Annotated in this window: 18 protein-coding genes; 9 read left to right on the forward strand and 9 right to left on the reverse strand. The window is 62.4% G+C overall.

The features are described 5' to 3' along the window. Window positions 1-90: 90 nt before the first annotated feature. Window positions 91-792, reverse strand: coding sequence for a tellurite resistance TerB family protein (locus E4M07_RS25125; protein ID WP_136661173.1), 702 nt, complete (start codon window positions 790-792; stop codon window positions 91-93). 110 nt (window positions 793-902) lie between these two features. Continuing rightward, complete coding sequence (locus tag E4M07_RS25130) at window positions 903-1541, reverse strand: 2-dehydro-3-deoxy-phosphogluconate aldolase (RefSeq protein ID WP_136661174.1); 639 nt, start codon at window positions 1539-1541, stop codon at window positions 903-905. A gap of 156 nt (window positions 1542-1697) precedes the next feature. On the opposite strand from E4M07_RS25130, the gene E4M07_RS25135 reads away from it, so the two are divergent. Continuing rightward, on the forward strand, window positions 1698-2639 hold the full coding sequence (locus tag E4M07_RS25135; RefSeq protein ID WP_136661175.1) for a rhodanese-related sulfurtransferase: 942 nt from the start codon (window positions 1698-1700) through the stop codon (window positions 2637-2639). Between the two features lies 1 nt (window position 2640). Here the strand turns inward: E4M07_RS25135 and dapA are convergent, their stop codons facing one another. Together dapA and E4M07_RS25145 are read right to left on the reverse strand one after the other, a co-directional pair. After that, window positions 2641-3543 (reverse strand): 4-hydroxy-tetrahydrodipicolinate synthase, encoded by a 903-nt coding sequence (gene dapA, locus E4M07_RS25140; RefSeq protein ID WP_136661176.1) that lies wholly within the window; start codon window positions 3541-3543, stop codon window positions 2641-2643. 319 nt (window positions 3544-3862) lie between these two features. Beyond that, window positions 3863-4888 (reverse strand): Fe(3+) ABC transporter substrate-binding protein, encoded by a 1026-nt coding sequence (locus E4M07_RS25145; RefSeq protein ID WP_136661177.1) that lies wholly within the window; start codon window positions 4886-4888, stop codon window positions 3863-3865. Between the two features lie 281 nt (window positions 4889-5169). On the opposite strand from E4M07_RS25145, the gene rirA reads away from it, so the two are divergent. Continuing rightward, complete coding sequence (gene rirA / locus E4M07_RS25150; protein ID WP_136661178.1) at window positions 5170-5631, forward strand: iron-responsive transcriptional regulator RirA; 462 nt, start codon at window positions 5170-5172, stop codon at window positions 5629-5631. Window positions 5632-5639: 8 nt separating this feature from the next. Here rirA and E4M07_RS25155 read toward each other — a convergent pair whose 3' ends face one another. From E4M07_RS25155 to E4M07_RS25165, 3 genes are all read right to left on the reverse strand, one after another. Beyond that, window positions 5640-6311 carry an NnrU family protein gene (locus E4M07_RS25155; RefSeq protein ID WP_136661179.1) on the reverse strand — a complete coding sequence of 224 codons (672 nt, stop codon included), beginning with the start codon at window positions 6309-6311 and terminating at the stop codon, window positions 5640-5642. Between the two features lie 79 nt (window positions 6312-6390). Further along, window positions 6391-6843 carry a MerR family DNA-binding transcriptional regulator gene (locus E4M07_RS25160; RefSeq protein WP_136661180.1) on the reverse strand — a complete coding sequence of 151 codons (453 nt, stop codon included), beginning with the start codon at window positions 6841-6843 and terminating at the stop codon, window positions 6391-6393. A gap of 3 nt (window positions 6844-6846) precedes the next feature. Continuing rightward, complete coding sequence (locus E4M07_RS25165; protein ID WP_136661181.1) at window positions 6847-7128, reverse strand: SCP2 sterol-binding domain-containing protein; 282 nt, start codon at window positions 7126-7128, stop codon at window positions 6847-6849. 191 nt (window positions 7129-7319) lie between these two features. Here E4M07_RS25165 and E4M07_RS25170 point away from each other — a divergent pair, with 191 nt between their 5' ends. Further along, window positions 7320-8468 carry an acyl-CoA dehydrogenase family protein gene (locus E4M07_RS25170; protein ID WP_136661182.1) on the forward strand — a complete coding sequence of 383 codons (1149 nt, stop codon included), beginning with the start codon at window positions 7320-7322 and terminating at the stop codon, window positions 8466-8468. Window positions 8469-8495: 27 nt separating this feature from the next. Here the strand turns inward: E4M07_RS25170 and E4M07_RS25175 are convergent, their stop codons facing one another. Then, window positions 8496-9245, reverse strand: coding sequence for a YdcF family protein (locus E4M07_RS25175; RefSeq protein WP_136661183.1), 750 nt, complete (start codon window positions 9243-9245; stop codon window positions 8496-8498). Between the two features lie 77 nt (window positions 9246-9322). Then, window positions 9323-9961 (reverse strand): TetR/AcrR family transcriptional regulator, encoded by a 639-nt coding sequence (locus E4M07_RS25180; RefSeq protein ID WP_136661184.1) that lies wholly within the window; start codon window positions 9959-9961, stop codon window positions 9323-9325. Between the two features lie 537 nt (window positions 9962-10498). Here E4M07_RS25180 and E4M07_RS25185 point away from each other — a divergent pair. The 6 genes from E4M07_RS25185 (at window position 10499) to E4M07_RS25210 (ending at window position 17741) form a co-directional block, all read left to right on the forward strand. Continuing rightward, window positions 10499-11659, forward strand: a complete 1161-nt coding sequence (locus E4M07_RS25185; RefSeq protein ID WP_136661185.1) for an MHYT domain-containing protein — start codon at window positions 10499-10501, stop codon at window positions 11657-11659. Between the two features lie 124 nt (window positions 11660-11783). Next, window positions 11784-12647 carry a xanthine dehydrogenase family protein subunit M gene (locus tag E4M07_RS25190; RefSeq protein WP_136661186.1) on the forward strand — a complete coding sequence of 288 codons (864 nt, stop codon included), beginning with the start codon at window positions 11784-11786 and terminating at the stop codon, window positions 12645-12647. Between the two features lie 27 nt (window positions 12648-12674). Beyond that, complete coding sequence (locus tag E4M07_RS25195) at window positions 12675-13166, forward strand: (2Fe-2S)-binding protein (protein ID WP_136661187.1); 492 nt, start codon at window positions 12675-12677, stop codon at window positions 13164-13166. Then, entirely contained in the window at window positions 13163-15586 is a 2424-nt protein-coding gene (locus E4M07_RS25200) for an aerobic carbon-monoxide dehydrogenase large subunit (RefSeq protein ID WP_136661188.1), read from the forward strand. Before E4M07_RS25195 ends, E4M07_RS25200 begins: the two co-directional genes overlap by 4 nt. Before the next feature lie 71 nt (window positions 15587-15657). Further along, on the forward strand, window positions 15658-16536 hold the full coding sequence (locus E4M07_RS25205; protein ID WP_136661189.1) for a MoxR family ATPase: 879 nt from the start codon (window positions 15658-15660) through the stop codon (window positions 16534-16536). Continuing rightward, window positions 16536-17741, forward strand: a complete 1206-nt coding sequence (locus E4M07_RS25210) for a VWA domain-containing protein (protein ID WP_136661190.1) — start codon at window positions 16536-16538, stop codon at window positions 17739-17741. Before E4M07_RS25205 ends, E4M07_RS25210 begins: the two co-directional genes overlap by 1 nt. The last annotated feature ends 4 nt before the right edge of the window (window positions 17742-17745 follow it).

Genomic DNA, 17745 nt, shown 5'->3' on the forward strand with positions numbered 1-17745 from the left:
CCGTCCCTTCATCCGTTCAAGACGGCGCCGACATTAGAGCAAAACGCATTCGAAAAGAAACATTTGGCGCCGATAATCGTCACGCGTGGTTTACGCTGATGCACCGGCAACCGTTGCCTCGATATGGTCGACCAGCGCGTCATCGAGACCCAGCCTTCCGGCGAGCATGTCGAGATAGCCGCGTTCCGCCCGGGTGTTCGGGTCGATGGCCAGCCGCGACGCGGTATAGATCTCGACCTTCTGTTCCTCGGTGCGCGCCGCCGTGAGAATATCGTCAAGCACCGTCGGCTCTTCCAGCTCGCTGTTTATGAAGGCCTGGGCATCGTCGGCGAGGCCCGAGACGGCCAGCTTGTCGGCAATGCGGGCCCGCTCGCTGTCGTCGACGTGGCCGTCGCTGCGCGCCGCGGCGATCATCGCCCGCATCAGAGAAAGCGCGAAATCGTCGTCGATCTTGGCGACATCGGTATCGAAACCGGATTGGCTCGCCTCCGGGACGATTTCGGCCTCGATCTGCGGCGGCGCGGCCTGTTCGGGCGACTTGCCGGCCTTGTAGTTCTTGTAGGCCTGGTAGCCGAGACCGGCGACGACGGCGAGACCGCCCAGTTTCAGGGCCGATCCGGTCAGCGACCGGCCGGTGCTCGTGCCCAGGAGCACGGCGGCGATGGCGCCGGTTGCCAACGGATTGTCCTTGGCAAGCTGGGCCGCCTGCCCGGCCTTGCCGCGCACGGTGTCTTCGGTGCCCGGAACCTTCGAGCCGAGAAACTGATCGAGGAGCTGTTTTGGATCGAACATCGAGCCGCCTTTCTGAAGAGGAATTGTCTCCTGCACCAGATAAGAAACGGCGTCCCGCGATTCAAACCCGCGAGCGGCGGTAATCTCGCGGCCAACTGTATATTCGGGATTTAGACCGCGAGTTTCGCAGCATCCGCAGCGAGCGCCGTGATCGCCGGCCAGTCGCCGGCCTCGACCAGGTCCTTCGGCGCCACCCAGGAGCCGCCGACACAAACAACGTTCGGCAGGGACAGATAGGTTGCGGCGCTCTGCGCCGTGATGCCGCCCGTCGGGCAGAAGCTGATGCCACCGAAGGGCGATGCCAGCGATTTCAGGTATGCGGCGCCGCCAGCCTGCTCCGCCGGGAAGAACTTCATGACGGCGTAACCCTCCTCGCGCAGCGCCATGATCTCGCTCGGCGTCGCCGCGCCGGGCAGCATCGGCACATCTGAGCGCGCGGCCGCGTCGAGCAGTTCCTGTGTCGTCCCGGGACTAACGATGAACCTCGAACCGGCCTTCACGGCCGCCTCGTACTGCCGCGCATTGAGGATGGTCCCCGCGCCGACCTCGGCGCCGTCGACCTCGTCCGCGACCGCCTTGATCGCATCGAGCGCGGCATCGGTGCGCAGCGTGATCTCGATCGCCTTGAGCCCGCCCTCGACCAGCGCCCGGGCAAGCGGGATGGCCGTGGCCACGCGGTCGACGACCAGCACCGGAACGACCGGCTGGAGTTGCAGGATCGACAGCAGCTTCTCGGTCTTCTTACCCATGTCGCACCACCTTGGAGGAGTTTTTCAATCGATTAACCCGCTGCGTCCGCATTGTCCACCGCCCTGGCGGCAATATTCGCGCGCCACATATGATGGTCATGGTTCCGGCCCTCGCGTGCGATTGCGCGGCCGGGCAAGACACGCTATGGCGAAGCCATGAAAGAACCCGTCCACAAAGAAGATAAGGCGAAAGGCGGCTTCCTTGTTGCCGCCCTCTATCATTTCACGCCGCTGCCCCGTTTCGTGGCGCTGCAGCAACAGATACAGGCGGCCTGTGACGATCACGGGGTCAAGGGTACGCTGCTCCTGGCCGATGAGGGCATCAACGGAACCATCGCCGGCACCGAAGCGGGCATCGCGGCGGTGCTGTCGTTCCTGCGGTCCATTCCGGAGTTTGCCGGGCTCGAACACAAGGAAAGCCGCGCCGCGGAAATGCCATTCCACCGCATGAAGGTGCGCCTCAAGAAAGAGATCGTCACGATGGGTGTCGACGGCATCGATCCGCTGGTGAGCGTCGGGACCTATGTCGAACCCGGGGACTGGAACGCGCTTATCTCCGATCCCGACACCATCGTCATCGACACCCGCAACGATTACGAAACCGCCATCGGGACCTTCCGGGGCGCGATCGATCCGCACACCAGCACGTTCCGCGAGTTTCCGGCCTGGGTGCGCAGCCAGACGGGCCTTCACGACAAGCCGAAGGTCGCCATGTACTGCACCGGCGGCATCCGCTGCGAGAAGGCCACGGCCTTCATGAAGGCAGAGGGCTTCGAGGACGTCTTTCACCTGAAGGGCGGCATCCTGAAATATCTCGAGGAAGTGCCGGAGGAGGAAAGTCTGTGGGACGGCGCCTGCTTCGTCTTCGACGAACGCGTTTCGGTGACTCACGGGCTGAAGGAAGGCAACCACATCCTGTGCCGCGCCTGCCGCCATCCGCTGACGCCGCAGGAGGCCCGGGACCCGGCCTTCGAGGACGGCGTCTCCTGCCCCTATTGCATCGAAACGCGCAGCGATGCCGACCGCCAGCGCTATCGCGAACGTCAAAAACAGGTCGAACTGGCGCAAAGGCGCGGCAAGACCCATATCGGCCGGTAGATCACTGTCCGTTGCGTGGCGGATACGCGCGTTCGATTTCGCGTGCCAATCCGTCTGTAACGGGCATCAACGGCAATCGAACTTCCGGACTGTCGATCAATCCGGCGCGCCATAGCCAGTGCTTGACCGGCGCCGGGCTGGGCTCCTTGAACAGGAGCTGCGGCAGTGGGCTAAGCTGCCGCCAGTCCGACAGCGCGCCCTGGCGATCGCCCTCAATCATCCTGTTGAGTATTTCGGCAAAGGCGGCCGTCGAGACATGCGCGGACATCAAGATACCCCCGTCGGCCCCTTGAGCCAGAGCGTCGTGGAACTGGACATCTTCACCAGTCAGGACGGCGAAGCCGGACGGTCGACGCCTCAAAAGATCGAGCGACTGCTCCTGGTCTGCGCAGCAATCCTTGACCCCGACAATATTGGAGCGTTCGGCCAGTCGCAGCATGGCATCGTTGCCGAGATTGACGCCCGTGCGATAGGGAATGTTGTAAATCAGGACTGGCCTTTCCGTATTGTCAGCCAGGGCTGAAAAATGCTGGACCAGCCCTTCTTGAGAGGGGCGCGTGTAATACGGACAGGCGATCAGGTAGCCGTCGACGGACCACGTTGCGGTCCGTCCGAGTGCCGCAACGACCTTGCGCGTGTCGCTGCCGGAAAGGCCAAGATACAACGGCATTGCCCTTCCGCTTTCGGCAACTTCGGCCGAAGCGACGGAAACGACGCGCTGCAACTCGTCTTCATCGAGCGTCAACCCCTCACCGGTTGTCGCTCCAAGAACGAGGCCGTCAACCTGTTCAGCGGCATAGTGCCTTACAAGCCGTCGCAATGACGCCTCATCGAGCCGCCCGTCGCGAAACGGTGTAATGAGAGGCAGCCACAAGCCCCGCACCTCTGGTTGATTGATTTCCATGGTTCTTCATCTCCTCCAATGCCGGAGACGAGAACGAAAAAACCCCGTCCAAACCGGCGGGGTTCAACTCGATCCTCAGTGGCCACTAGCAAATGCGCGCAATGATCTCGGCTCCCCTATGAGGGGAACTGTTTCACCTGCTTGCTTTTGTTGCACATAAAGATCATGGCGACCGTATCGCAACAAAAGAAGATACCGTCAAGGCGAACCGGGGTTTTCTCACGGCGTTCTCCCAAACCGGCACTCTCCGCCGCCAAAGGGAAACGGGCAGCCAATGCCGCCCGTCCCATGTGGCTTATGTGTCGGTTCGCCGGTCCGATCAGTTGTTGAATCCGACCTTGTCGACAAGCTCGGATGCCTTCGGACGGTTCTTGGCAATATCGGCCAGCGGCAGCGAGTCCGGGTTGATTTCGCCGAAACCCTTCACGGTTTCCGAAGCCTCTGCATTCGGATCGACCGGGTATTCGTAGACCCGTTCGGCATAGAGTTCCTGGCCTTTCGGGCTGGCGAGGAATTCCATCAGCTTGATTGCGTCGTCCTTGTTCGGCGAATGCTTGGCCAGCGCCATGCCGGAAATGTTGACATGGGTGCCGCGGTCGCCGGAATTGGGGAACAGCACCTTGATGGATTTGGCCCAGTCCTTCTGTTCCGGCTCTTTCTCGTTGTTCTGCATCAGGCCGACATAATAGGTGTTGCCGATGCCGATATCGCATTCGCCGGCAAAGATGCCCTTGGCCTGGGCGCGGTCATTGCCGTTCGGCTTGCGGGCAAGGTTGTCCTTGACGCCGGCCAGCCACTTTTCCGTTTCTTCCTCACCGTTGTGAGCGATCATTGAGGCGATAAGCGCGACATTGTAGGCGTGCTGTCCGCTGCGGATGCAGATCTTGCCCTTCCACTTGGGGTCCGCCAGTTCTTCATAAGTGATTGTATCCTGCGGAACGCGGTCCCTGGAGGCGTAGACGACGCGGCCGCGGGTCGTCAGGCCGTACCAGTGACCTTCCGGATCGCGGAAATTCTCCGGGATCGCATCCTTGATGGCGGCATTGTCGACCGGCTGCGTGACGCCCTCGTTCTTGGCATTGCTCAGCCGACCGATGTCGACCGTGAAGATCAGGTCGGCGGGCGAATTCTCGCCTTCGGCCTTCATGCGTTCCACAAGGCCCTTGTTGAGAAACAGGACATTGGTTTTGACGCCCGTTTCCTCCGTGAAGGCCTCGAGCAGCGGAGCGATGAGGTCCGGTTGACGGTAGGAGTAGATGTTGACTTCCGCCGCAAGCGCCGTCGTTCCGACCGACGCCGCAATCAGGGCGCTCAATCCGGCTGCTTGGATTGATTTGACGTGCATGATGGTTCCCTTGTGCCTGAGAAAATCCGATAACATGACCCAGATACTCCATTTTGAAACCGGAACGCAACTAAAGATGAGTAAAAATTTCAATTTTTTGCCTACATTGTAATCATTCTAATAAGACGATGATTTTGCGCGATAATTTCGAAGACGGCGCCATCGCTGACGGCCTCCGGTCCCGTTGTTGCGCAACGGGATAAACTTGACAAAAACAGTCCCGTTAAATAGAACGATTCTAATCTCAATCAGAACAAGGCACAGCGTGCCACGGAGCAAGAATGCGGGTAACCAAGCAGACCAACTACGCCGTTCGAATGCTGATGTACTGCGCCGCCGATCCCAACGACTTGAGCCGGGTGCCGGACATCGCGAAGGCCTACGGCGTCTCCGAGCTCTTCCTGTTCAAGATCCTCAAGCCGCTCGTCAAGGCCGGTATCATCGAGACCGTACGCGGCCGCAATGGCGGTATCCGGCTCGGCCGCGCGGCGGACAAGATCAGCCTGTTCGACGTGATCCGCGTCACCGAAGACAGCTTCGCGATGGCGGAGTGCTTCGAGAACGATGCCGCCGAATGCCCGCTGGTCGACAGCTGTGCGCTGAACTCGGCATGGCGCGAGGCGCTGAACGCCTTTCTGGGCGTTCTGGCAACCTATTCGATCGCCGATCTGTCGGCGGCGCGCTTCAACATTGGCAGCCGCCTCGGGCTGGACGATTTGCACAGGGCGGCCGGTACGTCCTGACCCCCGGGTCAGAAATAGGCCAGCGGGTCGACACCGATCAGGTCGCCGTGAAACGCCAGCATCAGCGCATAGAGCGCCAGGCCACATGCCGCTTCGACCGCAAGCCGCGGTGAGAGCGCTCTGCGGAGCCTGTCACCGATCGATCCGGAAGTCACCGAGATTGCTGCGGCGTAATCGTCTGCGGACAGGCGCGAGCGGGCGCGCCTTTCGAGCACCGGCCGGCTGGTGACGCAAAACGCCGCGAAACTTCCGAACATGACGACCCCGACCGCATCGCCATTGGCGATGCAGTGAGCCACGGACCAGAGAAAGAGCGCCCAAAGGACGGGATGGCGCGTCAGCGCCAGGATGCCCGGATGTTGCGGATCGGCAGTCCCGCCGCGCAGCGATATGGAGACCGGGCTGGGGCGCGTCGCGCCGCAGGACAGAAGCACCGCCGCAATTGCCGTCAGAATGAGCGCCAAAATGACGGACATTCGGGTGGTCTGCCAGAGCGCGATGTGCGGAGCCCGCGCCGCGGCGGCGATCAGCCACGCAAGCAGCGCCAGCGACAACACCGAGTAGAGGACCAGGTAGGCACGCCGGCCGAGGATGCCGATCAGGCGGTCGCGCAGCCCGGTGCGCGCCGGCAGCACATGCGCGCCGATGAACACCAGGAACGCGACAACGAATTCGGCCATCAGGATGCACCCTCCAATTCAACCGCTTCTTAAGCGACGGGAGGAATGGGTGAAAGACCCGCGGATGCGGCCAATCCGCTCAGAGCTTCTTCAGGCAGTCGATACAGGTTTTGCGGATCGCCCGGAGTTCGCCGAGCGTGTCGTCGATCATCGCCCTCTTCTGTTGCAGTTCCGCGATCGCCTTGTCCGATTCGCTGACCACATATTCCAGTTGCGAGCGCTGCCCCTCGCCGTGTTCGCCGTAGAGATCGAGGAAATGCCTGATCTGCGCCAGGGTCGAGCCGATGGCCTTGGCGCGCAGGATCAGCGCCAACCGCGCCCTGTCGCGCCGCGTATAGACACGGGCCCCATTCACCCGCGCCGGATGAATGAGATCCTTGTTTTCATAGAAGCGGATGGTGCGTGTGGTGATGCCGAATTCTTCGGCGAGTTCCGCGATGCCGAAAAGATCGCGGCCTTCCTCGGCCGGCCGCGGCTCCAGCGCCAAACCGGCGTCCTTGACCGCATTCCGCTCCTGGCCGGTCTGGCTCACCGGCTAAAGAACCTGCCCGAGTTTCATGGCGACGCTCATGTCGCCGTCGACCTTGAGTTTGCCTTGCATGAATGCGCCTGTCGGATCGAGTTCGCCGGCTATGATCGACTGCAGGTCCTCAAGGCTGACGCTGATCGTGCAATCGGCTTCCTGGTCTTCCGTGCTGACGGTCTGGTTGTCGATGACCAGTACGCCGTCATCGCCGCAATCGAATTTGACGACACTGTCGAAGGACCCCTCGGCGACACGGTCTTTCATCGATTCCGCAATTTCAGCAACACTCATGTCCATACTCCTTGGCTCTGATGTGGGTGCTTCAATGGTATACGCATAGCCGCACTTCACTGCAACGAGTTTTCGCATGGTCGAATTGATTGACGTATACGTCACTTAATGAAATGATCGTCCAGCCGGTTCCCGTCGGGCCGGCACAATCAGGCGCGAATTGGCCGGGTTCGGCAGCGAGGAGGAAACAAATGCAGCTTACCGAGGAACATGAGCAACTGCGCAACACGGTCACCAGGTTCGTCGAAACGGAGATCAATCCATATGTCGACGAATGGGAGGAGGCGGAACTGTTCCCGGCCCATGAAGTGTTCGCCAAGCTCGGTGCACTCGGCCTGCTCGGCATAAAATACGATCCCGACTGCGGCGGACTGGGTCTCGATTTTTCCTATTCCATGGTTATGGCCGAGGCGCTCGGCAATGTTCACTGCGGCGGCGTGCCGATGGCCATCGGCGTTCAGACCGATATGTGCACGCCGGCGCTCAACCGCTTCGGCACGGACGAGTTGAAACAGGAATGGCTGACGCCCTCCATCGCCGGCGAGATGGTCGGTTGCATCGGCGTCTCCGAGGCCGGCGGCGGCTCCGATGTCGCCGCCATCCGCACAACGGCGACGGTCGACGGCGGCGACTACGTGATAAACGGCTCGAAAATGTGGATCACCAACGGCCTGCAGGCCGACTGGTGCTGTCTCCTGGCGAACACCGGCGAAGGCGCCGTGCACAAGAACAAGTCGCTGATCATCGTGCCCCTAAACGCCAAGGGCGTCGAGCGCCAGAAAATCCACAAGATCGGCATGCACGCTTCGGATACGGCGCAGCTCTTCTTCGACAATGTCCGTGTTCCCAGGCGCAACCTTATCGGCCAGGAGGGCATGGGATTCACTATGCAGATGATGCAGTTTCAGGAGGAGCGGCTTTGGGTCGCCGCGTCCAGCCTGCTGGCGCTGGACCGGCTGATCGACCTGACGATCGAATACACCCGCGAGCGGCGGACCTTTGGCCGGCCGATCCTCGACAACCAGGTCGTGCATTTCCGGCTGGCCGAGCTGCGCACCGAGGTCGAGGCGCTGCGCGCGCTGACCTGGCGCGCGGTAGACGAATATGTTGGCGGCAAGGACGTCACCAAGACCGCCTCCATGGCAAAGCTGAAAAGCGGCAGGCTCTACCGCGAAGTGGCCGATTCCTGCCTGCAGTACTGGGGCGGCATGGGCTTTACCGCCGACAATCCGATCAGCCGCGCCTACCGGGACGGACGGATCGCCTCGATCGGCGGCGGCGCCGACGAGATCATGCTCGGTATTATCAGCAAGCTGGAAGGCACGCTGCCCGCCGGCTAGCCAGACACGCTCCAGAGCCCAACAGGGTCAGGTGTTTTGAGCTGGCGGCGGGTTCCAACCCATCAGATTGTATAGGTCGTAGCGCGCAATGCCGATATATTCGTGCAGGGCGATATCCGCCAACGCGGTATTGTAGGCCAGCGGCAGGCGCGACCTTACTGGCTGCAGGACGAAAACCGCCATTGGCCGGGCATCGATACCGAAATGCCCGAAATAGAGCAGGCTGCGGCGCATATGAAAGGCTGAAGTGACGAGGAAATAGCGGTCGAAGGGCGTGTTCTTCACCAGTTCGCCCGTGTATCTGGCGTTTTCGAACGTATTGCGGCTGCGGGTTTCGGTCAGGATATCCGATGACGGAACGCCGAGATCGGCGAGCGCGGCGGCGTATATGTCGGCCTCAGCCACGCCGGCAACTCTCGGATCGCCGCCGCTCGCGACGATTTTGCAGGACCGTTGCGCGGATTTGCAGGAGCGGTAGGCCTCGGCCGCGCCGGCAATGCGGCCATAGGCGATAAGGCCGGGGCGTTCACGACCATCCGTGACGACAACATCCGCTCCCAAAAGAATGATGGCGTTGGAAGCCGCCCATTCCGGCGCTGACTGGTCTACATAGGGCGCCCGCAGGCCGTCCAGGACGATCTGCGGTACCGGCCTGGTACCGGCAAGCACCAGCAGGGCCAGTGCGGGTAAAACCAGCAACGCAGACAGCAATCGCCGAGCGAACAGCGCGCTTGCCAGCGCAAGCAGCAGGAGAACGGAGACGGCAGGCAGGATCATGAGGCGGCACTCCTTGAAGAACGGGCACGATAGCGATTGCGACAGATGGCAACGTCAGTCGGTCGACTTCAAGGCCGTCACGGATTTTTCAGATATCCGCGGATCATCTTGATCATCTCTTCGAGAATCTGGTCGGACTTGTATTTGTCCGTGATCTCGATCAGGTCGAATGTTGCACTCACACACTCCGCGATGATGCGTGCCCGCAACCGCTGGTCGCCCTTGTAGCCGGGATCCGTCTGCTGGAAAAATTCTTCCAGCCTGTCGGCAACCGTTTCCAGCGCCTCCTGTCCGAGTCCGGTGAGATGCGGTGTTGAGCGCAAAGCGCTGTTGACGACTGCGGCGCCGCGCTGCTTGGTCCTCAGGCGGGCAAGGTCCCGCAGGGATTCGACGAAATTCTCCACCCAGTCGCCATCCATCTGCAGCAGTTCCTGCAGCTTCTGACGACGGATTTCGTCCCTCTCCGCGACCTGGCGGCGGCTGATCTCGGCGATCACCTGGTGCTTGTTCGGAAAGTAGCTGTAGACGGCGGCCACGTTGATGCCGGCGCGGTCGGCGATTTTTTGCATGGTTATGCCGGAGAATCCCTCAACCTCCAGCATCTCGACCGTCGCCCCGAGTATCTGCCGCACCGTTTCCCTCGAGCGCTGCTGCTTGGGCAATCTGCGCCCAGGCACGAGCAACGGATTGGTTTTCTGATCCTGATTAGATGGCATTCGCCCCCCGAATGTTCCGCGCCTATTTCTAACAGGTACCGGCTATGACCGCTACAAAACCACGGTTTTAATTGCATATACGCATCTTATAATGTGTTGATGCGCGGCCGATCATCGGCCTCCGCAAATCGCTATCCGTAACCCTTTGTAAAATAACATTTTATTTCTGGAAGCCGCGCTTAAAACGGGGCAAATATCCCTTTCCGGCGCGCCGAATTTCGAGAGTCTTGCTTAACGATCCGAAAAAAACTTTGTGAAAACATGAAAAAAATTCGCGTTTTTGGCGAGTGGAAATCGGCACAATCGAATCCGCCCGCGGCTCTATTGCCCTTGGCACGCGTCTGTTGATAATCTCCACTTTGGAGCCGCTCTAAGAATGGGCTGCCCGTGATTTCTCGATGAAGCGGTGCCGGGAACCGACCTGCAGAATCGCGGTGGCGTCCGCGAATTCAGCCGCAAGGACGAGAACGACAGCGGACGAACGCAGCCGGCGCCCGGCGCGAAAGGACGTGCAACCGGGAGGAAGAAAATCCAATAATGCTGGAGGTGCACTACTCTCCATTTCTCGTCGGTGCGTCCGTGCTTGTCGCCGTCATGGCTGCTTTTACCTGCCTGCGCCTCACGAACGGGCTGCGCAATCTTCCGGTGCCGCGCCGCAAGGTGCGTATCGCGCAGGCCTCCGTCGCGCTCGGCGGCGGTATCTGGTCCATGCACTTCATCGGCATGCTGGCCGTCACGCTGCCCTTCATTGTTTCATACGACCCCTTGCTGACCCTGAGTTCGGCGCTCATCGCCATACTGATCACCGGTTGCGGCCTGCTTCTGCTGCACTTCGGCGAGCGCACCAATCTCCGCATCCTGCTGTCCGGGACGCTGACCGGCATCGGCATAGCCTCCATGCACTACACCGGCATGGCAGCCATATCCGCGAACTGTGTCGTCAGCTACCGTCCCGCCGGCATCGTGCTGTCGGTGCTGATCGCCATCGCCGCCTCGACGCTGGCCATGTGGCTGGCCTATTCCAACCGCTCGCTCCTGCGCACCGCCATAGGCGCCGTTGTGCTCGGCCTGTCGATCTCCGCCATGCATTACGCGGCGATGCTCAATACGAGTTTTGCCCAGGCCGTTGACTTCGTCGCCGAACCGATCCCGGCACTCGATCCGCAGATCCTGGCGATTTCCGTGAGCCTCAGCGCGTTTGTCATCTGCGGCCTGTTCCTGCTGCTGGCGGTTCCCATGGAAGAAACCGCCGAAGAGGCCGACTCACCGCAGGAAGCGGTAAAGGAAACTGCATCGGCCGGCACCCGGCAGGCTGCGCGCGCACCCAATGTCTCGCTGAGCCGCGCGGGAAAGATGATCCCGCCCGTCAAGAACAGCATTCCTTATGAGAAGGAAGGAACCGTCCGCTTCATGAACACCGACCGCATTCTGGCGATCGAGAGCGACGGTCACTACACCAAGATACGCACGGACGAAGATGCGCTTTTCTGCCCTTGGTCGCTGTCGAAGGTCGAGAAGAGCCAGCTTGCCGACCGCTTCCTGAAGACCCACCGCCGCTACCTGGTCAACCCGGCCCACATCAACGGGCTCAAGAAGGTGGGCGACCAGATGTTCTGCTATGTCGGCAAGGCCGCTGAGCTGGAAGTTCCGGTCAGCCGGTCGCGCGCCAAGGACCTGCGCAACCTGCTCGGCGTCTGATTGCGGCTGCCGTTCGTGCAAAATAAGGACCGTTTGTGCAAAATGCCGCTCATTGGTGAAGCGGCAATTCTTTCTCCCGGGCTGACGCGTCCAAGATGGGCGCATCAGTTTTGGGAGGAACTTCATGATACCCGGATCATTCGATTACCACCGGCCGCGCACGCTCAATGAAGCGGTCGGCCTCTTGGCCGACCATGCGGGTGATGCATTCATCCTCGCCGGCGGACACAGCCTAATTCCGATGATGAAGCTCAGGATGGCGACACCGGAGCATCTCATCGACATCCAGGACATCGGCGAGCTCACCGGCATCAATGTGGCGGGCGGCACCATCGAAATCGGCGCCGCGGTAACACAGGCTGCCCTGATCTCCTCAGCTGCTCTGGCGGATGCATGCCCGATCCTGCGCGAGACGTCTCTGCAGATCGCCGATCCGCAAATCCGCAATGTCGGAACCATCGGCGGCAATGTCGCCAACGGCGATCCGGGCAACGACATGCCGGCCGTCATGCAGGCGCTCGATGCAGAATACCTGCTGCACGGCGGCGGCGGCGAGCGCACCGTAAAGGCACGCGACTTCTACGAGGCCGCCTATTTCACCGCCCGCGACGAATCCGAGATCCTGACCTCCATCCGCATACCCGTGCCGGCGCAGGGTCACGGCTACAGCTACCAGAAGCAGAAGCGCAAGATCGGCGACTACGCCACCGCCGCCGCCGCTGTCATCCTGTCCGTGTCTAACGGCAACTGCACTGCCGCCTCCATCGCGCTCACCAACGTGGCCGACACGCCGCTCTGGGCACAGGCGGCGTCTGACGCACTGGTCGGCACCGACCTGGGCGCCGCCGCGGTTACGGCAGCGGTGGATGCCGCGCGCGCCATCACCGATCCGGCCTCCGACGGGCGCGGCCCGTCCGAATACCGCACCCATGTCGCCGGCATCATGGTCAAACGCGCCATCGAGGCGGCCCACGAGAGAGCTGCCTGAGCGGCGCCCGGATTTTCGGAGAATTCCATGTCAAAGACACACGTAAAGATGACCGTCAACGGCAAGGCGGTGGAAGCACTCGCCGAACCGCGCACCCTGCTCATCCACTTCCTGCGCGAAGAGCTTGACCTGACCGGCCCGCATATCGGCTGCGACACCAGCCACTGCGGCGCCTGCACGGTCGATATCGACGGCAAATCCGTCAAGTCATGCACCGTCTTCGTCGGCCAGGTCGAAGGAGCGGACGTCACCACGATCGAGGGGATCGCCCAACCCGACGGCACGTTGCACGCCGTCCAGGAGGCGTTCCGCCAGCATCACGGACTGCAGTGCGGCTTCTGTACGCCGGGCATGATCACCCGCGCCTGGCGGCTGCTGCAGGAGAACCCGAACCCGACCGAAGAGGAGATCCGCTTCGGCATCAGCGGCAACCTGTGCCGTTGCACCGGCTACCAGAACATCGTCAAGGCCATCCAGGCCGCCGCCGAGGAGCTTTCGGTCAAGGAGGCAGCAGAATGAACGTCCAGACACCCCCCAGCGCCGAAGAGCGCGTCGAGAAACTCCAGGGCCTCGGATCCTCCCGCAAGCGCGTCGAGGACGCCCGCTTCACGCAAGGCAAGGGCAACTATGTCGACGATATCAAGCTGCCCGGCATGCTGTTCGGCGACTTCGTCCGCTCGCCCTACGGCCACGCCCGCATCAAATCCATCAACAAGGACGCGGCGCTCGCCCTTCCCGGCGTTGTCGCGGTTCTGACCGCGGAGGACCTCAAGCCGCTGAACCTGCACTACATGCCGACGCTGGCGGGCGACGTCCAGGCGGTGCTTGCCGACGAGAAGGTGCTGTTCCAGAACCAGGAGGTCGCCTTTGTCGTGGCCGAGGACCGCTACATCGCCGCCGACGCGACTGAGCTGGTCGAGGTGGACTATGAGGAACTTCCCGCCCTCACCGACGCCTTCAAGGCGATGGATGCCGACGCGCCGCTGCTGCGCGAAGACATCAAGGACAAGATGGAAGGCGCGCACGGCCCGCGCAAGCATCACAACCACATCTTCCACTGGGAAGAGGGTGACGAGGCCGGCGCCAGCCAGGCGCTCGCCGACGCCGAAGTGACGGTCGAGGAACTGATCACCTACCAGCGTGTTCATCCCTGCCCGCTCGAGACCTGCGGCTGCGTTGCTTCGATGGACAAGATCAACGGCAAGCTGACCCTGTGGGGCACCTTCCAGGCGCCGCACGCGGTGCGCACCGTCGCCTCGCTGATCACCAATATCCCGGAGCACAATATCCGGGTCATCTCGCCGGATATCGGCGGCGGATTCGGCAACAAGGTCGGCGTCTATCCGGGTTACATCTGCTCGGCGGTCGCCTCGATCGTGACCGGCGTCCCGATCAAATGGGTCGAGGACCGCATCGAGAACCTGACGGCCACCGCCTTTGCCCGCGACTACCACATGACCGGTAAGCTGGCGGCGACCAGCGACGGCAAGATCACCGGCCTGCACTGCCACGTCCTTGCCGATCACGGCGCTTTCGACGCCTGCGCCGATCCGACCAAGTTCCCGGCGGGCTTCTTCCACATCTGCACCGGTTCATACGACATTCCCGTCGCCTATGTCGGCGTCGACGGCGTCTACACCAACAAGGCGCCGGGCGGCGTTGCCTATCGCTGCTCGTTCCGCGTCACGGAAGCCGCCTACATGATCGAGCGCATGATCGACATCCTCGCGCTCAAGCTGAAGATGGACCCGGTCGAACTGCGGATGAAGAACTTCATCGGCAAGGAGCAGTTTCCCTACGCATCGGCGCTCGGCTGGGAATATGACAGCGGCGACTACCACACCGCGATGCAGAAGGCGATGGACAGCGTCAGCTACCAGGCCCTTCGCGACGAACAGGCGCAGAACCGCGCCGCGTTCGACCGCGGCGAGACCCGCAAGCTGATGGGGATTGGGGTGGCCCACTTCACCGAAATAGTCGGCGCCGGGCCGGTTAAGAACTGCGACATCCTCGGGCTCGGCATGTTCGACAGCTGCGAGATCCGCATCCACCCGACCGGATCGGCTATCGCCCGCCTCGGCACCATCAGCCAGGGCCAGGGCCATGCGACGACCTTCGCGCAGATCCTCGCCAGCGAAATCGGCATCCCCGCCGAGGACATCACGCTCGAGGAAGGCGACACCGACACCGCGCCCTACGGCCTCGGCACTTACGGATCGCGCTCGACCCCGGTGGCCGGCGCCGCGACGGCCATGGCCGGCCGCAAGATCCGCGCCAAGGCGCAGATGATCGCCGCCTATCTTCTGGAAGTGCACGAGGACGATCTCGAATGGGATATCGACCGCTTCCAGGTCAAAGGCAACCCCGAGGCGCACAAGACGATGAAGGAAATCGCCTTTGCGTCCTACAACCAGGCGATCCCCGGGCTGGAACCCGGTCTCGAGGCGGTGTCCTACTACGATCCGCCCAACATGACCTATCCGTTCGGCGCCTATATCTGCGTCGTCGATGTCGATGTCGACACCGGTGTCACAGACGTTCGCAGCTTCTACGCGCTCGACGATTGCGGCACCCGCATCAACCCGATGATCATCGAGGGCCAGGTCCATGGCGGCCTGACCGAGGCGCTGGCGATCGCCATGGGACAGGACATCTCCTATGACGAGATCGGCAACGTTCAGGGCGGCAGCTTGATGGACTTCTTCCTGCCGACCGCCGTCGAGACGCCGATGTGGGAGACCGACCACACGACGACGCCCAGCCCGCATCACCCGATCGGTGCCAAGGGTGTCGGCGAAAGCCCCAATGTCGGCGGCGTTCCGGCCTTCTCCAACGCCGTCAACGACGCCTTCGCCCACAAGGGCCTGACCCACACGCAGATGCCGCACGATCACTGGCGCGTCTGGAAGACGGCCCAAAGCCTCGGGCTGACCGGTTGAGGCATGACCCGCGCCGCCATTGAATTCCGGCGGCGCGGCGACACTTATGAACCAATAGGCTTCGGCTGTTTATGAATAAGCAAAACGATATCGGCCCCAAATTGCTGGCCGCCGGCTATGTCGCCGACGATGCGTTGGCGACCGCCCTGCAACTGACGCTCACCCTTCAGCGTCCGCTCCTGCTCGAGGGCGAGGCCGGGGTCGGCAAGACCGAGACGGCAAAGGCCCTCGCGGCGGCGCTCGACACGCGGCTGATCCGCCTGCAGTGCTACGAGGGCCTCGACGCGACGGCGACGATCTACGAGTGGAATTACCAGAAGCAGCTCCTGGCGATCCGGGCGCGCGAACACGACAACATTTCTGCAGAGGCGATCGAGAAGCAGATCTTCTCCGAGGATTTTCTTCTGCGCCGGCCCCTGCTGGAAGCGATCAGCCAGGATCGGAGCCCCGTTCTGCTGATTGACGAGATCGACCGCGCCGACGAGGAGTTCGAGGCCTATCTGCTGGAGATCCTCTCGGACTTCCAGGTGACGATCCCCGAACTCGGCACCATCGCGGCGACCAGCCGGCCCTATGTCATCCTGACCTCGAACGGCACGCGCGAACTTTCCGACGCGCTGCGACGCCGCTGCCTTTACTCCTATGTCGAATTCCCCGATCACGCGCGGGAACTTGCCATCCTGAAGGCGCGCATGCCGGACCTCGAGGAGAAGCTCGCCGATTCAATCATCGGCTTCGTCCAGCAGCTTCGCAAGGAAGACCTCGAGAAGAAGCCCGGCATCGCCGAGACGCTGGACTGGGCGGCGGCACTCAGCGGCCTCGGTCTCAATGCGCTCGGCGACGACATCGACAAGGTCACGCAGACGATGATCTGCCTGTTGAAGACCGAGTCCGACCTGAAATCGGTCCCCCGCGAACTGGTTTCGCGGCTGGCCGGAAAGGCCGCCTGATGGCCGGGGGCGCAACAGTGACCGGGGGCGTAACAGTGACCGCGCGCGCGACACTGACCGACCGTATCGTCGGTTTCATCGATCACCTGCGCGCCAACGGCTTCACGGTCGGGACCGAGGAAAGCGGCCGCATCGCGGCCTTTCTCGCCGAGCGGCCGCTTCCGCCGCTGTCCAAAATCCGCCAGGAGCTGAAGATCCTTCTGACCGGCAACAAGGAGGAATGGCTGCGTTTCGATGAGTTGTTCGAAGCCTACTGGCTTGCGACGGGACGGGTCCGCACCCACCTGCAGCGCACCACCTCGCCGCATGTCAAAAACCCGTTGCGCCACGCGCCGGTGTGGCAGGACCATCTGGCCGACACGCATGCCGGCACCGAAGCCCCGCAGATCGAGAGCGACGGCGCCGGCGAACGCGCCGGCGAGGCGACGGGCCGCCTGATTGCCGCCAGGCATTCGGTCGACCGGAAGACCGACCTCAAGCACATTGTCGATCCGGAGGAGATGCGGGCCGCGGAGGCGCTTGCCCTGCGGCTGGCTCAGGCGATGCGGTACCGTCTTTCCAGGCGCCACAGGGCGGCGCGTCGCGGCAGGCGCATCGACCTGCGCCGCACCATTCGCCGTGCCCTGCCGCGCGGCGGCGAACCCATCGAGCTGTTCAGGCGAACGACACCCGACCGCCCGGTGCATATCATCATCTTTCTCGACGTCTCCGGCTCGATGAAGCACTACAGCCGCTTCTTCTTGCAATTCGTCAAGGGACTGGTGTGTTCGTGGATGCAATCGGACGCCTTCGTCTTCCACACCCGCCTCATCCGCGTGACGGACGCCGTGCGCGACCGCAATTCGGCCCGCGCCATGACCCGGCTGGCACTGATGGCCGAAGGGTTCGGCGGCGGCACGAAACTGGGCGAGAGCCTTGCCAAGTTCAACCGGTCCTATGCGCGCCGGCTCACCAATTCACGCACTGTCGCCATCATCCTGAGCGACGGATACGACACCGGCTCGCCCGAGGAACTCGCAACCGAACTGGCGCGGCTGAAGCGCCATATCCGCCGCCTCGTCTGGCTTAATCCGCTGCTTGGCTGGCGCGACTACGCGCCCGTCACCGCAGCCATGCAGGCGGCGCAGCCCCATATCGACCATTTTGCCGCCGCCAACTCGCTGGAGAGCCTGGCGGCGCTCGAGCCGCAGCTGGCGCAGCTTTGAGACG

Origin of the sequence: Nitratireductor sp. XY-223, from assembly GCF_004959855.1 — a bacterium.
Taxonomy (GTDB): Bacteria; Pseudomonadota; Alphaproteobacteria; order Rhizobiales; family Rhizobiaceae; genus Hoeflea_A.

Bases quoted from the DNA above. Each gene is read 5' to 3' on its own strand.
- E4M07_RS25125 (WP_136661173.1), bottom strand. From the start codon at position 792: ATGTTCGATCCAAAACAGCTCCTCGATCAGTTTCTCGGCTCGAAGGTT.
- E4M07_RS25130 (WP_136661174.1), bottom strand. From the start codon at position 1,541: ATGGGTAAGAAGACCGAGAAGCTGCTGTCGATCCTGCAACTCCAGCCG.
- E4M07_RS25135 (WP_136661175.1), top strand. From the start codon at position 1,698: ATGAAAGAACCCGTCCACAAAGAAGATAAGGCGAAAGGCGGCTTCCTT.
- dapA (WP_136661176.1), bottom strand. From the start codon at position 3,543: ATGGAAATCAATCAACCAGAGGTGCGGGGCTTGTGGCTGCCTCTCATT.
- E4M07_RS25145 (WP_136661177.1), bottom strand. From the start codon at position 4,888: ATGCACGTCAAATCAATCCAAGCAGCCGGATTGAGCGCCCTGATTGCG.
- rirA (WP_136661178.1), top strand. From the start codon at position 5,170: ATGCGGGTAACCAAGCAGACCAACTACGCCGTTCGAATGCTGATGTAC.
- E4M07_RS25155 (WP_136661179.1), bottom strand. From the start codon at position 6,311: ATGGCCGAATTCGTTGTCGCGTTCCTGGTGTTCATCGGCGCGCATGTG.
- E4M07_RS25165 (WP_136661181.1), bottom strand. From the start codon at position 7,128: ATGAGTGTTGCTGAAATTGCGGAATCGATGAAAGACCGTGTCGCCGAG.
- E4M07_RS25170 (WP_136661182.1), top strand. From the start codon at position 7,320: ATGCAGCTTACCGAGGAACATGAGCAACTGCGCAACACGGTCACCAGG.
- E4M07_RS25175 (WP_136661183.1), bottom strand. From the start codon at position 9,245: ATGATCCTGCCTGCCGTCTCCGTTCTCCTGCTGCTTGCGCTGGCAAGC.
- E4M07_RS25180 (WP_136661184.1), bottom strand. From the start codon at position 9,961: ATGCCATCTAATCAGGATCAGAAAACCAATCCGTTGCTCGTGCCTGGG.
- E4M07_RS25185 (WP_136661185.1), top strand. From the start codon at position 10,499: ATGCTGGAGGTGCACTACTCTCCATTTCTCGTCGGTGCGTCCGTGCTT.
- E4M07_RS25190 (WP_136661186.1), top strand. From the start codon at position 11,784: ATGATACCCGGATCATTCGATTACCACCGGCCGCGCACGCTCAATGAA.
- E4M07_RS25195 (WP_136661187.1), top strand. From the start codon at position 12,675: ATGTCAAAGACACACGTAAAGATGACCGTCAACGGCAAGGCGGTGGAA.
- E4M07_RS25200 (WP_136661188.1), top strand. From the start codon at position 13,163: ATGAACGTCCAGACACCCCCCAGCGCCGAAGAGCGCGTCGAGAAACTC.
- E4M07_RS25205 (WP_136661189.1), top strand. From the start codon at position 15,658: ATGAATAAGCAAAACGATATCGGCCCCAAATTGCTGGCCGCCGGCTAT.
- E4M07_RS25210 (WP_136661190.1), top strand. From the start codon at position 16,536: ATGGCCGGGGGCGCAACAGTGACCGGGGGCGTAACAGTGACCGCGCGC.